This is a genomic window from Erwinia rhapontici, assembly GCF_012271765.1.
GTDB classification, from domain to species: domain Bacteria; phylum Pseudomonadota; class Gammaproteobacteria; order Enterobacterales; family Enterobacteriaceae; genus Erwinia; species Erwinia rhapontici.
The window spans coordinates 387,472-402,433 of record NZ_VRKO01000010.1; the positions used below are offsets into that span (position 1 = coordinate 387,472).

General features: G+C 52.1%; 12 protein-coding genes. 9 read left to right on the forward strand and 3 right to left on the reverse strand.

The genetic code is table 11. From position 1 onward, the window contains the following. Nucleotides 1–684: 684 nt before the first annotated feature. Nucleotides 685–1,782 carry an acyltransferase family protein gene (locus tag FVB43_RS07040; protein ID WP_167863656.1) on the reverse strand — a complete coding sequence of 366 codons (1,098 nt, stop codon included), beginning with the start codon at nt 1,780–1,782 and terminating at the stop codon, nt 685–687. 619 nt (nt 1,783–2,401) lie between these two features. Between FVB43_RS07040 and dacD the strand changes: the two genes are divergently transcribed. The 4 genes from dacD to FVB43_RS07060 all read left to right on the forward strand — a co-directional run bounded on the left by dacD (nt 2,402) and on the right by FVB43_RS07060 (nt 5,924). Then, nucleotides 2,402–3,547, forward strand: a complete 1,146-nt coding sequence (gene dacD / locus FVB43_RS07045; protein WP_159336695.1) for a serine-type D-Ala-D-Ala carboxypeptidase DacD — start codon at nt 2,402–2,404, stop codon at nt 3,545–3,547. A gap of 155 nt (nt 3,548–3,702) precedes the next feature. Continuing rightward, nucleotides 3,703–4,173, forward strand: coding sequence for a DNA gyrase inhibitor SbmC (gene sbmC, locus FVB43_RS07050; protein WP_133841568.1), 471 nt, complete (start codon nt 3,703–3,705; stop codon nt 4,171–4,173). A gap of 213 nt (nt 4,174–4,386) precedes the next feature. After that, nucleotides 4,387–5,445 (forward strand): FUSC family protein, encoded by a 1,059-nt coding sequence (locus FVB43_RS07055; RefSeq protein WP_159336346.1) that lies wholly within the window; start codon nt 4,387–4,389, stop codon nt 5,443–5,445. Nucleotides 5,446–5,606: 161 nt separating this feature from the next. Next, nucleotides 5,607–5,924 (forward strand): DUF496 family protein, encoded by a 318-nt coding sequence (locus FVB43_RS07060; protein ID WP_133841570.1) that lies wholly within the window; start codon nt 5,607–5,609, stop codon nt 5,922–5,924. Nucleotides 5,925–5,980: 56 nt separating this feature from the next. Here the strand turns inward: FVB43_RS07060 and FVB43_RS07065 are convergent, their stop codons facing one another. Further along, complete coding sequence (locus FVB43_RS07065; RefSeq protein WP_167863657.1) at nt 5,981–7,054, reverse strand: LacI family DNA-binding transcriptional regulator; 1,074 nt, start codon at nt 7,052–7,054, stop codon at nt 5,981–5,983. A 175-nt stretch (nt 7,055–7,229) separates the two neighbouring features. Here FVB43_RS07065 and FVB43_RS07070 point away from each other — a divergent pair, with 175 nt between their 5' ends. The 5 genes from FVB43_RS07070 to FVB43_RS07090 all read left to right on the forward strand — a co-directional run bounded on the left by FVB43_RS07070 (nt 7,230) and on the right by FVB43_RS07090 (nt 13,761). Then, nucleotides 7,230–8,126 carry a Kdo hydroxylase KdoO gene (locus tag FVB43_RS07070; protein ID WP_167863658.1) on the forward strand — a complete coding sequence of 299 codons (897 nt, stop codon included), beginning with the start codon at nt 7,230–7,232 and terminating at the stop codon, nt 8,124–8,126. A 135-nt stretch (nt 8,127–8,261) separates the two neighbouring features. Further along, complete coding sequence (locus tag FVB43_RS07075; RefSeq protein ID WP_133841573.1) at nt 8,262–9,692, forward strand: EmmdR/YeeO family multidrug/toxin efflux MATE transporter; 1,431 nt, start codon at nt 8,262–8,264, stop codon at nt 9,690–9,692. A 112-nt stretch (nt 9,693–9,804) separates the two neighbouring features. Then, a complete protein-coding gene (locus FVB43_RS07080; RefSeq protein WP_171149142.1) occupies nt 9,805–10,608 on the forward strand; it encodes a siderophore-interacting protein in 804 nt (267 codons plus the stop codon). A 1-nt stretch (nt 10,609) separates the two neighbouring features. Then, the gene (locus tag FVB43_RS07085) at nt 10,610–11,137 is read left to right on the forward strand and encodes a PadR family transcriptional regulator (protein WP_242462119.1); all 528 of its coding nucleotides are present in this window, start codon (nt 10,610–10,612) and stop codon (nt 11,135–11,137) included. A gap of 272 nt (nt 11,138–11,409) precedes the next feature. Next, nucleotides 11,410–13,761: a TonB-dependent receptor domain-containing protein gene (locus FVB43_RS07090; protein WP_167863659.1), complete on the forward strand. Its 2,352-nt coding sequence runs from the start codon at nt 11,410–11,412 to the stop codon at nt 13,759–13,761. Nucleotides 13,762–13,825: 64 nt separating this feature from the next. On the opposite strand, the gene FVB43_RS07095 is transcribed toward FVB43_RS07090, so the two are convergent. Next, nucleotides 13,826–14,926 (reverse strand): NADH:flavin oxidoreductase/NADH oxidase, encoded by a 1,101-nt coding sequence (locus tag FVB43_RS07095; protein WP_133841575.1) that lies wholly within the window; start codon nt 14,924–14,926, stop codon nt 13,826–13,828. Between the last annotated feature and the right edge of the window lie 36 nt (nt 14,927–14,962).

The following is a 14,962-nucleotide window of genomic DNA, read 5'->3' on the forward strand; positions in this document are numbered from 1 at the left end:
ATATCGTGTACATAGTGGGTAAAGAATCCCTGAAACCACGTGTACAGAAAATTATTATGGCTCTCAGCGACACTAAACTCTGTGCGTTACATGGTAAACCATAATTGGGGCGTCCTGAAGCGGTAGACGCTGATGGCCTTGGCGTTCGCATGTAAAAGAGATAAACCATAATGATAATGATTTATGCAACATGTTTGGGGTACATAACAGTAATAATGAGTACTGGTCTAAGCCAAAAAGGCTCGATGCCTCACGAACGACATGAGTTAGTTTTGTCCGGGAAGGTATTAATGGTAACAATGGTTACGCTGTGGCATTGCTGGCATGGTCACGACAAAAGGACTGAACTTTAGTAGAGGGCGGGCTATAAACTTGATGGAAGAAACTGACTCTTACTCAGTTTACAGCAATCCTGATATCGCGGAAGAAGGGCATCGAAAGTACATATTGAGATTACGAGTAGTTGGAACGACATTTCCCTGTAGCTATTTTGAACGTTTTTGCGGATTGATTGCTATTAATGATGAGTAAATTATACTAATGCTGTTGAAATAGTAAGTGGCCTTGGTGGGTCATATTAAGTTAAGTGCTAAGGAGAGGCGCCAAACCATCGTAATATATTACGATCGAATCAAGAGGCAAAGTATTATGGAGGCGGGAATTGGCCGGCCCCCTTGGTTTTACCTATTTTATTTTTCTACTTAACCTAATAAATGGTTGTTCAATGATTTTATTGGTGAAGTATGATAATAATATTATTAAAGCCATGATTACAGGCAGTAATGCCGAAAATGTGTATAAGTATGGTAGTGATGTTTCTTGTAATTTGAAAACTGAGAATGCGTAATAAATAATTATTCCATGGGTCAGGTAAAAACTATAGCTCATATCACCAAGTACGACCAATCCTTTTGCTCTCAGCAATCCTAACATATCGTTGCCAGAACATACTAATATAAAAAGCATACCAACAATTATCATTTGTGCGTATGAGTAACTATCAGTTAACAGGAATGATAATGTTGTTATTATCAGAGAAAGCAAACCTGCCAACGAGGAGTTTATGATTTTAGAATATTTCTCTGAAAAATACCAGCAGGCACCGCCAATAGCAAATAGTATGAATAATTTATTGAAAATAATAGTATTTTTATGGAAGTAATTTAAAACGAAAAAGAAGGGAATCGAAGATACAATCGAGATTAAGCTAAGTTTTCTAGAGATTAATATATATATTATAGGGAGTGAGAAGTAAAATATAGCTTCATAAGCTAACGTCCATTGAGCTCCAGCTATGACTCTTCCGATATTAAAGCCAGAAATCGGAGAAAGGATAAAACTAAAACCATGTCGTAAAGAATTAATAACATCGTGGTAGTTTGTGGTATGTTTGTTTAAACATAAAAAAGTAATATATATTAGAATTATTAACAGTAGGTACATCGGGTACACTCTTAGTACTCTGTTAATTAATAATTGTACCCATGACACCTTGGTTGAAGAAATTTTCTTGATGAATAAATAACCAGTGATCATGAAAAATAAAGACACTGGTATTGAACCTAGATTGCTGACCAACCTGTCATTGGGCCTCGCCCATCCACCTTCAGTTTTCCAGTAATATGTGAGTATAAAATGGTGGATAAAAACAAGGGGTGCCAGAAGTCCTCTGAAAGCATCAAGCAATTCGTTTCTATAGCTTGGTTTATAATATTTACCCAGTACTTTTATTGAGATAAACAATAAAAAAATAAAATTCAAGAGGAAAATGAAAATCGCCATTTTTAAATCTCATTTAAATAATTTTCTATATTCAGCAGAGTTAAGGTAGTTGCGCAGAATAGTAGATCACTTTGAGAAAACTTAGTCAGGATTCTGCGATCTGATCAATCGCCAAACCAAACCAAACCAAACCAAACCAAACCAAACCAAACGGACAGGGCCATACCGATCATAGCATTAATACACCGTATCAAACGATGCCTGATGCAAAGAACTATCCATAAAACGCAGGACAAAAAACCCTGCCCTGCAGGTTTACAGCCTTGCTTATGCAAAATCGGGATAACAAGGTCTGCGACGTCGCCAGAACGTTCTGCTGCATCCGCTCATCCGTTGAGCGCTTGATTAGCTGGTTTATGTTATGGCCTTTGGAGAACCTCAGGTCTTTAACTGCCGGACGCGGATATCGCTGTCCATTTGAACATAAATGAATACATCGTCTATCACGGCATGTTCAGCGGGAGTAGGTAAGGGATAATTCCCTGATTTATTCATATTTTCTTGCAATTTAGTCACGCAAAGACATCACGGATCCCGTACAACATGCGCAGTTTTTTATTGTGTCTATGTTGAGGATTGAGCGTTGAAAAAGCATCAGCTTGCAAGTTTCTGTGTGGTTATGGCCCTGAGTACCGCCGTCTGTGCCGAAGGCCAGCCTGCCGGGGATGCACTGGCATTCCCGATGACCGCTCCGGCGATTGATGCCGCCTCCTGGGTGCTGATGGATGCCACCACCGGACAAATCCTCACTTCCGGGAATCCGGACGAACGCCGCAACCCGGCCAGCCTCACCAAGCTGATGACCGGCTATGTGGTGGATCGCGCCATTGATAAAAAGCGCATCACCCGTGACGACATGGTGACCGTGGGTAACGATGCCTGGGGAGCCGGTAACCCGGTATTTAAAGGATCGTCACTGATGTTCATTAAACCGGGGGAGAAAATCTCAGTACGCGACCTCAGCCGGGGTGTGATTATTGATTCCGGTAACGATGCCTGTGTTGCACTGGCTGACTATGTGGCCGGCAGTCAGGCGAATTTCGTCACCATGATGAATCAGTACGTGGATAAACTGGGGCTGAGCAATACCCACTTTGAAACTGTGCATGGACTGGATGCACCAGGGCAGTTCACCACGGCACGCGATCTGGCCACGCTATCGCGCGCCATCATTAGCGGTGAGCAGGACTTCTACCAGATGTACAGTGAGAAATCGCTCACCTGGAATGGCATTACTCAGCAGAACCGCAACGGCCTGCTGTGGGATAAAACACTGCATGTTGATGGGCTGAAAACCGGTCATACCGAAAGCGCGGGCTTCAATATTATCGCCTCCAGTGTTGACGGGCAGCGCCGCCTGATTGCCGTGATCATGGGCGGAAAAAGTTCTAAAGGGCGGGAAGAGCAGGCGCGTAAACTGCTGACCTGGGGCCAGAGCCAGTTCGATACCATCCAGCTGTTCCACGCCGGCAAAGAGATTGGCCATGAAAACGTCTGGTACGGTAACCCGCACCGCGTTTCTCTGGGCAGCGAGAAAGATGTATTCCTGGCACTGCCGCGTGATCAAGTGCAGAAAGTGAAAGCCCGGTATGTGATTGACCGCAAAGACCTGGAAGCCCCGATTAAACTGCATGAACAGGTGGGCACTATCCAACTGGTCGAAGGGGACAAAACGCTGGCCAGCTACCCGCTGGTGGCGTTGCAACCGATTGAGCAGGCGGGGCTTATCACCCGCATCAGCGACTACATCAAACAGAAGTTATAATCTCACTCTGCGCGGGCCGGGCATAAAAACATGACCCGGCCATCCCTCCACTCTGTGCAGCGCCTCACAAATCATTTCTCTTCAACGAAAGATGCCTGGTAAAAATCTATCTTAATGGTTATTTATACAGTGGTTAATTCATTGAGGAGAGAACCATGCAGGTCGAGATTAAGCATCTTGAGGCGAAAAATGTAGCCGCCTTTCGTCTGGTCGGTCCCTGGCAGGACACCGCGCCGCAAGGCTTTGCCCGTTTGAGCGAATGGGTGGAACGTCATCAGTTGGCAGGAGACTGGCTGGCGATCTATTACGATAACCCCGAGATCGTCCCCCCCGAACAGTTGCGTATTGATACCGGTATCAGTGTGCCTGATGGCTACGTTTTGCCGCTGGGCAGTGAAGGGGTTGAACTGCGTTCTCTTCCCGGTGGCACCTATGGCGTGGCGAAAGTCACCGTCAACGACGGCGATTTTTCAACCCCCTGGCTGGCCTTTTACGACGAGTGGTTGCCGAACAGTGGCTATCAGCGTGCAGAAGGGCCCTGTTTTGATCACTATCTGAATGACGGATCGCAAAGCGGTATTTGGGAGTTCCTGATCTGCGTTCCGCTGGTTAAACGCAGCCTTTAGCACACTCTGTTTTGTTGTCGAAATGTGAATGACATCCGCAAGAAGAAAATGGCCGATTAACGGGTTGTATCAGTGCGGTAATCTCAGTGTTTTCTGCTGCTTAATGCAGTGAAATGAGCGAGAAAACGGGGGAAAACATCCCTCGTTCGCCTGTTACCTGAGCCTGCTTCAGGTATGATGTCCCGCTGATTCTTTCTTCTTTCGGAGCTACCTTTGCGACCGGACAAGCCGCTGTCGGCCTTTGAGTTCAGCCTGTACCGTAATTACCGCATCGTCCACGGTGTGCGTATCGCTCTGGCATTTATCCTGACGTTCCTGCTGGTGCGCATAATGGAGATCCCGGAAGGCAGCTGGCCGCTTATCACGCTGGTGGTGGTGATGGGGCCGATCTCCTCGTGGGGCAACGTCTTCCCCCGTGCGGTTCAGCGTATTGGCGGTACCATCTTTGGTTCAATCTCCGGGTTGATTGCGCTCAAACTGGAACTGATCTCTATGCCGGTCATGCTGGTGTGGTGTGCGGCGGTGATGTTTATCAGTGGTTTTCTGACGCTGGGTAAGCACCCTTATATGGCGTTGCTGATCGGCATCACTCTGGCCGTGATCTGTGGCGGCATTCCGGGCGATATGACCACCGCGCTGTGGCGTGGGGGCGATGTGATCCTCGGTTCGCTGCTGGCGCTACTGTTTACCAGTATCTATCCGCAGAAAGCCTATACTCACTGGCGCATTCAGCTTTCCGATTTGCTGCTGGAGACCGCGCGGGTGTATCACGCTGGCTTTTCCTCCAACCTCGTCGAGAAGCCGCGTCTGTCACGCCCGTTACAGCGTCTGTTAACTAACGTGATTAAAATGCGTGCGTTGATCGAACCCTCCAGCAAGGAAACACGTACGCCGCGTTCGGTGTTTGAAGGTATCCAGACGCTGAACCGTAATCTGGTTTGCACGCTGGAACTCCAGCTCAATGCCTGGTGGGCTTCCCGTCAGAGCCATCTGATTATGCTCAACGCGCCGGCGCTGCGGCGTACCCAGCAAATGACCGAAAATACCCTGCGCGCACTGTCAAAGGTGATTGTCGAAGGGGATACCGGGAAAATTGCCGCCAACAGCGAAGAGCTGGCGGAAATCACCCGGGAACTGCGGCAGCTGATTGCCGAGTCAGACAGCGACGAACTGGTGGAAACGCCTATTCACGGTTATGTCTGGCTCAGTCTGGAAATGGCCAGTCAGTTGGAAAGACTGACCGAACTTATCCGACTCGCGTTGCGAAAATAGAATGATTCAGCAACAACTTACTGCGAGCTGACTCGGTTCAGGGTAAGATGGGGACAGCGCAGTTCTGTAAGTTTAAAATTGCCATCGGCAGCGGCCCGCCGTTAAGCTGATAGCCACGACAATGATGCCTGTTTGCACAGGCCCAAATGAAAGGTGTCTTCATGGAAAATGCAAAGCAATCATTTCAGGACGTACTGGAGTTCGTGCGTATGTTCCGTCGTAAGAACAAGCTGCAACGTGAAATTCACGATAATGAAAAGAAAATCCGTGATAACCAGAAGCGTGTGCTGTTGCTCGATAACCTCGGTGAGTACATCAAGCCAGGGATGAGCGTCGAAGCCATTCAGGAAATTATCGCCAGCATGCGTAGCGACTACGAAGATCGCGTTGATGACTACATCATCAAAAATGCCGACCTGTCGAAAGAACGTCGCGATCTGTCGAAAAAATTGAAATCACTGGGCGAACCAAAAGCGTAATAGCCTGTGGTGACATCAGTGAATAGAGTGAGCCGGGCAGAGATGCCCGGCTTTTTTTATGGTACGTCATTATCCAACTGTTGTGCCAGACGGCGTAACTCCTCTGCCACCGGATGAGGCGTACGCTGCGCGTAACGGGGGGCAGCAGTGCTGGCTCGCACCACGAGGGACGTTGCAAACGGGGGTAATCCTGTTTCACTGCCGGGCTGCTCCAGTTGGCGGGTCAGCCACTGTACGCTGTGTTCGCCCAACTGACGCATATCCTGACGCACCGTGGTTAACGGTGGCTGATACCAGGCACTGTCTGCCGTATCATCATAACCGACTACCGACATCTCTGCGGGCACGGCTACGCCCATCTGATGCAGTGCCTGCATTGCGCCCAGTGCCATCTGATCGTTAGCGACCAACAGAGCAGAGGGCATCTCCTGCCCGGCCAGTTGCATCACAGCCTTAAATCCTGATTGAGCACTCCAGTCGCCCTCTAACTGGTTGCAGGGTGACAGCTGATGTTCCTGCAATACCTCAATCCAGACCGCGCGGCGTGCGCGTGCCGCGACCGAATCTGCCGGGCCGTTAAGCAGGGCAATATGGCGGTGCCCCAGTTGCAGCAGATGTTCCGCACCCTGACGTGCACCGGTATGCGCGCTGAAGGTGCAGGCGGCAACATCGGCATCTTCCGCCACATCTAAGAACAGGCAGGGCAGGGAGGCTGCCATGCGTTCAATCTGTTGCGCGGCCTGCGCCTCAAGCGGCACATTGATAAGCAGCGCATCGACTCGCTGGGATAACAGATCGCTGACCGCCTGCTGCGCGCCGCCGCTGCCCGCCATCGCGATCACCAGATGATAACCCAACTGGCTGGTACGCTGCTGGATCGCCGAGGCAATCTGTGCCGGTGCCAGCAGCGCGAGATCGCTGGTGGCAAGGCCGAGTGTACGGGTATTTTTCCCCGCCAGCTGCTGCGCCACCCGGTTAGGCACATAATTCAGCGCCTGCATCGCCGCTTCCACCCGCATGCGGGTCTGCTCTGCCACCTGGCTCGAATGATTCAGCACCCGGGAGACGGTCTGATAAGACACACCAGCAGCACTGGCAACGTCTTCCAGCGTTACGGAACGGGCTCTCATAGTTCACTCCTGTTTTTGAATGCGCAGTGTAGCAATAAAACGCAGCCGCATCTTTCGCTCTGCACCCTCCTTTCACACGGCCTTATGGTTTAGCCCGTGTTTAATTAAAATTGATGTCGCAGAATATAATGGTCGCCGAACTGACCTCATTTTTGACAGACAATAAGGATATAACATGTCTGAACACACGTTATCCCGGGATCGGGTGATCCACACACTTCCGCTGACCGGCTGGAATCAACCACAGCACGATAGCAATGCTCTCGAGTCACTTGAGCAGGGCAATGTCCTGTTTATGCCTCACCTGACCTTTACGCTGCTGCCGGAAGAGCTGGCTTTATTGACGCCAGCGCTGGTGGACCCCAAACGTAAAAATATCAGCTTTAATCCGCAAAAAAATCAGGTGCGAGGCATTGCGCAGCAGGATAAAGCTCCTGAGGTGACCGCGTTACTGTCGCGCTATTATCAGCATTGCCTGCAACTGCTCGACGCGCTGCTACCGGAGTACCGCCACGCGGTGCACTCCCCGTCAAATACTCTGCGCCTGCATCCGGTCACCGCCTGGCGTGATGCCAGTTCCTGGCGTAAGGATGACAGTCGCCTGCATGTGGATGCGTTCCCTTCACGTCCCATCCAGGGCGAGCGTATTCTGCGTATTTTCACCAATATTAATCCGCACGGTGAAAGCCGTGAGTGGCGTGTTGGCGAACCTTTTCCGGTGCTGGCACAGCGATTTATGTCACATTTGAAAGGGTATTCCCCGCTGGGAAGCTGGCTACAGCATCGCCTGGGCATGACCAAATCCCGACGCACCGGATACGACCATATGATGCTCAGACTGCATGATGCGATGAAAGCGGACAGGCATTATCAGGAACAGGGGCCACAGGTGGCGCTGACGCTGCCGCCGGGCAGCAGTTGGGTCTGTTTTGCTGACCAGACGCCCCACGCGGCAATGAGTGGCCAGTTTATGCTGGAGCAGACCTTTTTACTGCCGATTTCCGGGATGAAAAATCCGCAAAATGCGCCGCTGTCGGTACTGGAAAAACTGTTGCAGCAACCGCTGTTGTAACGTTAAAGAGATGCCTCATGCAGGTATCTCTTTGTTTCTGCAATTTGAAACATAAAAAGACTTTGCATAATGTCATGTCTTTTACCATCATCTGGTTAGCGTATATTTCTTTCCCAGAGAAAAGCGGGAACAATCTTGCAAAACCTTCGTGTTTCATTGCAGCAAGCGATACAACGTACGGACTGGTATCCTAAAAGACGTTCCTTCCGCGTACTCTTCTGGCGTGAAATCACCCCGTTAGCGGTGCCGATCTTTTTTGAGAATTTATGCGTCTTGCTGATGGGGGTGCTGAGTACTTTCCTGGTCAGCTGGCTGGGCAAAGAGGCGATGGCCGGGGTCGGGCTGGCCGATAGTTTTAATATTGTCGTGATCTCCTTTTTCGCCGCTATCGACCTCGGCACAACGGTGGTGGTGGCGTTCAGCCTCGGTAAGCTGAACCGGGAACGAGCGGTGGCCGCCGCGCGTCAGTCGCTGATCATCATGACGATTTTTGCCGTTCTGCTGGCGCTGGCGATCGAGTTTGTTGGCCCGCAGATCATCGATCTGATTGCGGGTAAAGCAGAGCCGGAAGTCAAAGCGTTGGCGCTCTCCTACCTGCAAGTCACCGCCTGGAGTTACCCGGCGGCAGCCATCGCCCTGATTGGCTGCGGGGCGTTACGTGGTGCCGGAAACACCAAAATCCCGATGTTGATCAACGGCGGGATGAACATACTCAATATCATCATCAGTAGTGTACTGATCTACGGCTGTTTCTCCTGGCATGGGCTGGGGTTTGTCGGGGCCGGTCTGGGACTGACGATCTCGCGCTATATCGGTGCGGCAGCGGTGATTTACGTGCTGGTGATAGGTTTTGTTCCGGCGTTGAAAATTTCGCTAAGAAGCTATTTCACCCGTCTGAATATGAGTATTCTGCGCGAAGTGCTCGGCATTGGCGTTCCGGCCAGCATTGAATCGGTTCTGTTTAACGGCGGCAAGCTGTTAACCCAGATTTTTGTCGCCGGAATGGGGACCGATGTCATCGCCGGTAACTTTATCGCCTTCTCCATTGTGTCACTGATTAACCTGCCAGGTAATGCGCTTGGCTCCGCGTCGACCATCATTGTCGGTACCCGTCTGGGGCGCGGTCAACTGGGCCAGCCGGAGCGCCTGCTGCGCTTTATTTTCGGGCTGTCGAGTATTGGTCTGTGCCTGCTGGCGCTGCTGACGGTGCCTTTTGCCGGGCTGCTGGCACAGTTTTACACCCAGGACCCGGAAGTTATCCATGTGGTGAAAATGCTGGTCTGGCTCAATGCGGCGTTTATGCCGTTCTGGGCGGCATCATGGGTGCTGCCCGCGGGATTGAAAGGGGCACGCGATGCGCGTTACACCATGTGGGTGTCTCTGTTGAGCATGTGGGGCGGACGTATCGTGGCTGGATACCTGCTGGGCATTGTGCTGGGCTTCGGCGTCGTGGGGATCTGGCTGGGCATGGTGCTGGACTGGATGATCCGTGGGGGGTTCTTCTACCATCGAATGAACAGCGGCCGCTGGTTGTGGAAGTATCGCCCACAGCCAGAGCAACAATAGCGCACAAATTGCCTCTTTTTTTTCGCATTATGAGGTCAGTCTATGTTGCGCTTAAGATATATCATAGATATATTTTACCTCGAATGAGAATGATTCCTGATTTCATATCCTAATGAGGACAAGCACGTTGACTGACTCTCCTAAAGCAAACCGTGCGCCACAGCGCGTACGTAATGAACTGCGTTTCCGCCAGCTGACGGTCACCGCGAAAACCAACGTGGCCGACAGTTTCTGGCGTATCGAATTTAGCGGTGAAGATCTCGCGGGCTTTATCTCTCCGGGCTTCGATGACCACATCAAAGTTTTTTTCCCCGATGCCAGCAGCGGTACGCTACATCTACCGGAAGTGACCGAAGACGGCGTGGTGTGGAAAGAGGGCGCACGGCCCGTTTCCCGAGACTACACACCGCTGTTCTTTGATGGCGTAGCCAAAACGCTGACCCTCGATTTCTATATTCATGACGGCGGCGTGGCCAGTGACTGGGCCGCCCAGGCACAGCCCGGTGATGCCTTAGCGATTGGCGGGCCGCGTGGTTCTCTGGTGGTGCCGGAAGACTATGCCTTCCAGCTGTATGTCTGCGATGAAAGCGGGTTGCCAGCATTTAAACGCCGTAAGGAAACCCTCCGCGGTCAGCGGCTCAGTCTGTTCGCCTATGTGGATGAGGTCGTCGGGCAGACCTATCTGGACGGCCTGAACGGCGTGGATGCAACCTGGGTCGGCAGCGGTGCCATGAAAACAGAGAATCTGGCTGCACTGATTGAGACATTCAACGGCATTCAGCTTCCGACAGAGGATTACTTTATCTGGCTGACCGGCGAAGCGGAGTTTGTGAAAAAGCTGAGTGATTACTTTATCGAACAGCGTGGCTGTGACGCGACCTTCGTGCGCGCCGTTGCTTACTGGCATCAGAAGTAACGTGAAAACGGAGCCGCCCGTGTGGCATCCCGATGGCGCAGCACGTGCCGGCCACCGCAGAAAACGTCGGGAAAAAATACTCGATGCCAGCGATATCCGGCTGCTTCTGCTGCATTTCCTCAGCCACAACGCCGCGCATGGTTATGAGTTAATCAAAGCCGTTGAGGAGCTGTCGAAAGGGGAGTACAGCCCCAGTCCGGGCATTATTTACCCCAATCTCCAGCTGCTGGAGGAGATGGAGTGCATCGCGGTAGTGGATGGTCAGGCGACACGTAAAGCCTATCGTCTGGAAGAGAAAGGGACCGAGCAGTTGCAGCAGCACGCTGCGGCACTGGTCAGCATCATTCAGCGACTGTCCACGCTGGCAGTGCTGGTGAACAACCGCAGTCTGCCGGATGTGGAACGTGCCATCCATAATATGAAAACGGCGCTCAATGTTCGCCTGTCGCAGGACGGGATCTCGCAGCAGTCGCTGTTCGCGATTATTGATGCGCTGGATGATGCAGCGAAAAAGATTGAACGTAGTTAGAATAATTGTGAGTGAATTGTGTAGAGAGTGAAAGTATTGCGCAAAGACTTCTTTATTTAATTTCCTGTCTTAACACTATTCTGCGTTAATATTTAACGCAGAATATAAACGTCTTATTCACCTCGATAACTTCTTGATTAAATATTTTATCCAACCTACTATCTCTCGCTTTTAAAATAATAACAATTAGCGGAGCCTGGTGAATAAGGCCTGCATTTTTTCTATTGAAGCAACCCGTGAGCAAATACTAATAACATAGTAAGGGTTATCTAATGCTCACATATTCAACATTCCAGGGGATCACCGCGCCCGCGATGAAATGGGCGGTGCTGGCTACGGCCATCCATTGTGCCTGTAGCTTCGCACAGACCACCACGGCACCTTCAGACAATAGCACGGATACTCAGGGTGAAATGACCGTCATTTCACCACGGGTGCCATTGCAGGCGGGCAGTAAAACCAGCGTCACGGTTGAGCAGATGCAGAGAAATGGGACCACCGATTTTGGTTCGGTGATGCGCTATCAGCCATTGATCAGCGCCACCGGCGTCAGTGGAGGGTCCAGCGCCGGTAAAAGCGGTTTTGACCGCAGCGGTTATACCGGTTTCAATATTCGCGGGCTGGAAAGTAACCGTGTCGGTCTTGATGTTGACGGTAGTCCGTTGCCAGATGCCACAGGTCGCAGTTACGTCAGCCGTGCCGGATTAAATACCTTCGGTATTGGTCGCGACTATATTGATCCTTATATGTATGGCCGTGTTGATATTCAGGCAGGTGCCTCTGCCGTTGAGCAGTCAAATACCAGTATTGGCGGTACGGTTTCTTTCCGTAATAAAAGTGCGGATGATTATCTGCGTCCGGATAAAGAGAGCTACTTTGGTTACCAGAGTGATTACGACTCCTCTAACCGTGGCTGGCACAATGGCATCACCGCTGCGGCAGGAGACAGTACCCTGCGCGGTGTGGTGGTGATCAGCCGCCGTGATGGGCAGGAAACCCGCAATAACAGCGGGACAGTCGATGCTTACCCGGCAAACTGGCATTCGACGGCGGTGATGATGTCGGGGATCTGGCAGCCAAACGATGAACACAAGTTCACCGCCACGCTGGATGACTATCATAAAACCAACCATACCCATTACGATACCTGGTCAAACGACAGCATCATTGGCGACACCCAACAGCAGAGCGATACGCGCCGCTGGGGGATTGCTCTGGGTGACGAGTACACGCCGGATAATGGGTGGGTCGACAGCCTGACCACGCGCCTGGATTATCAGCATACGGAAGCGCATGACACCAGCCTGATACCGTCAACCAGCAGCCAGAGCATTGTCTATTCCGACTACAACGTTGAAACATGGGGGCTGGATACCCGCGTCACGAAAACGCTGGGCCGTCATGATCTCAGCGCCGGGCTGAATGCACGTATGACTGACAGCGAACGTCCGTTCCGTCAGTCTCCGGCCCCCAGTGTCTACAGCGTGATCATGCAGCCGCAGGCCGACAGCCGTACCTATATTCTCGGCGGATATCTCCAGGACAAAATCAATTTCGACGTGGAGGGCAGCAAGTTCGCCGTGATCCCGGCGGTGCGTCTGGCTTATCAAAACACCAGGCCGCAGAACCTCAGTAGCCTGACCACGGGCAGTACGGTGCTGACGGAGTCAGAGCTGGAAACGCTGTACGGCAAAGCCAACAGCGATAGCCAGGTTCTGCCCTCGCTGACCTTACAGTATGAGTTAACGCCGTCACTGCTGACTTACGTGCAGTACAAGCGCGGCGCGCAGTTCCCGAACGCCAGTCAGCTTTATGGTTCGTGGAACCTCGGATCGTCCTATGCCGGTACGGCGCAGTATGCGCTGATCGGCAATACCGATCTGGAAACCGAAACCAGTAACAACGTCGAGTGGGGCCTGAAGGGCAACGTGACTGAAGGCGTCAACTTCAGCGCGGCGATGTTCTATAACTCTTATAAGAACTTTATCGCCAATACCCGCTACACCCGATCGGGTAATCCGGAAAAATTCACCAACGTACCGTCAAATATTTACACCGTTTATCAGGCTGAGAACCGTGATAAAGCCTATATCTGGGGCGGTGAGATGAGTACCAAAGTGAACGTCGGCACCTGGTTTAACGCGCTCAATGGCCTGAGTACAACTCTGGCTGTGGGCTACAGCGAAGGGAAATCGAAGTCCAGCTACAGCGGCGACAGCTATGTTGATCTCGACAGCGTGGCACCGATGAAAGCGGTAGTGGGTATGGCCTGGGATGATCCTGCACAGCGTTATGGTGCGGCGGTCACCGCGACCTTTGTGAAAGGCAAAAAAGCCGAGTCCACCAGCCGTGAAAGCTATAGCAACACCGGGACCGCGCTGGCCAGTGGCAGCGATGACTACACCCGCATCCCGGGTTACGGCATGGTGGATATGACGGCGTACTGGCGTGTGGCGAAAAACATGAAGTTAAGCGGGGGCATCTATAACCTGACTGACCGCAAATACTGGGATTACCTCAGCAGCCGTCAGCTGACAAGCACCAGCACACAGGATGCGTATGAGCAGGCGCTGGCCGTCATGCCGGGCCGTACCTTCCAGTTGGGTGTCAATGTTGATTTCTGATAAAGCGATTGAGGCATAAAAAAACGGCGCAGCCTCATCAGGCTGCGCCGTTTTTATTGAGCGGTTACTCGCCTAAACGATAGCGTTCCAGCCAGTGCGCGTAAGGCGCAGGCAGTACCCAGGATGGGCGCTCAACGTTCAGTTTCTTCGCCAGATAGTACGGATAATGCGGGTTGGCGAGGTGCGCACGACCAATCATCACCAGATCCATCTGCTGTTCGGCAATCACCCGCTCAGCCACGTCCGGCGCTTCAATGCCCCAGGATGATGCCACCGGTAAACCGGCTTCACGGCGCACGCGTTCTGCCACCGGTGCCAGGAAGGCCGATCCCCACGGGATCTCGGTTTCAGCAATCGTGAAGCCCACGCTGACATTCAGCAAATCCAGACCGCCATCACGCATCAGTCGCGTCAGTTCGATCGATTCCGCCAGCGTCTGCTCATCACGTCCGTCATATTCGATTACGCCAAAACGTGCCGTCAGCGGCAGATTTTCTGGCCATACTTCGCGAACAGCGGCCAGGGTTTCCAGCAGGAAGCGGCTGCGCCCGGCGAAGTCTCCGCCGTACTGGTCGTTACGCTGGTTAGCGTGGACTGAGAAGAAGCTCTGGGCCAGATAGCCGTGCGCGAAGTGCAGCTCCAGCCATTCAAAACCGGCATCCCGTGCACGACGTGCGGCCGCGACAAAATCGCTTTTCACCCGGGTAATATCATCCAGCGTCATGGCCTTCGGCACCTGTGGGAGATGGTGCCCAAAGGCGACTGCAGACGGAGCGAGGGTTGCCCAGCCACGACTGTCCCCGGCGGCGATATGATCATCACCTTCCCACGGACGGTTGGCGCTGGCTTTACGTCCGGCATGGCCGATCTGAATACCCGGCACGGCCCCGGCGGCTTTAATCGATGCGGCAATTTTTGCCATTCCTTCAGCCTGCTGATCATTCCACAGCCCGGTACATGCCGGAGTGATACGGCCTTCCGGTGACACCGCCGTGGCTTCGACAATGACCAGCCCGGCACCGCCGCGCGCCAGCGCCGGGTAGTGCACCTGATGCCAGTCAGTGGTCAGGCCCTCTTCGGCGCTGTACTGACACATGGGTGGGATGGCGATGCGGTTACGTAACGTGACGTCTTTCAGTGTGAAAGGAGTAAACAGTGCAGACATAATCAACCTGTAAAGTGAGAAAATACGGGAAACAGT

What these genes read in the sequence shown, in the direction of transcription:
- FVB43_RS07040 (WP_167863656.1), bottom strand. Translation starts at nt 1,782, where the DNA reads ATGGCGATTTTCATTTTCCTCTTGAATTTTATTTTTTTATTGTTTATC.
- dacD (WP_159336695.1), top strand. Translation starts at nt 2,402, where the DNA reads ATGGCCCTGAGTACCGCCGTCTGTGCCGAAGGCCAGCCTGCCGGGGAT.
- sbmC (WP_133841568.1), top strand. Translation starts at nt 3,703, where the DNA reads ATGCAGGTCGAGATTAAGCATCTTGAGGCGAAAAATGTAGCCGCCTTT.
- FVB43_RS07060 (WP_133841570.1), top strand. Translation starts at nt 5,607, where the DNA reads ATGGAAAATGCAAAGCAATCATTTCAGGACGTACTGGAGTTCGTGCGT.
- FVB43_RS07065 (WP_167863657.1), bottom strand. Translation starts at nt 7,054, where the DNA reads ATGAGAGCCCGTTCCGTAACGCTGGAAGACGTTGCCAGTGCTGCTGGT.
- FVB43_RS07070 (WP_167863658.1), top strand. Translation starts at nt 7,230, where the DNA reads ATGTCTGAACACACGTTATCCCGGGATCGGGTGATCCACACACTTCCG.
- FVB43_RS07080 (WP_171149142.1), top strand. Translation starts at nt 9,805, where the DNA reads ATGAGGACAAGCACGTTGACTGACTCTCCTAAAGCAAACCGTGCGCCA.
- FVB43_RS07090 (WP_167863659.1), top strand. Translation starts at nt 11,410, where the DNA reads ATGCTCACATATTCAACATTCCAGGGGATCACCGCGCCCGCGATGAAA.
- FVB43_RS07095 (WP_133841575.1), bottom strand. Translation starts at nt 14,926, where the DNA reads ATGTCTGCACTGTTTACTCCTTTCACACTGAAAGACGTCACGTTACGT.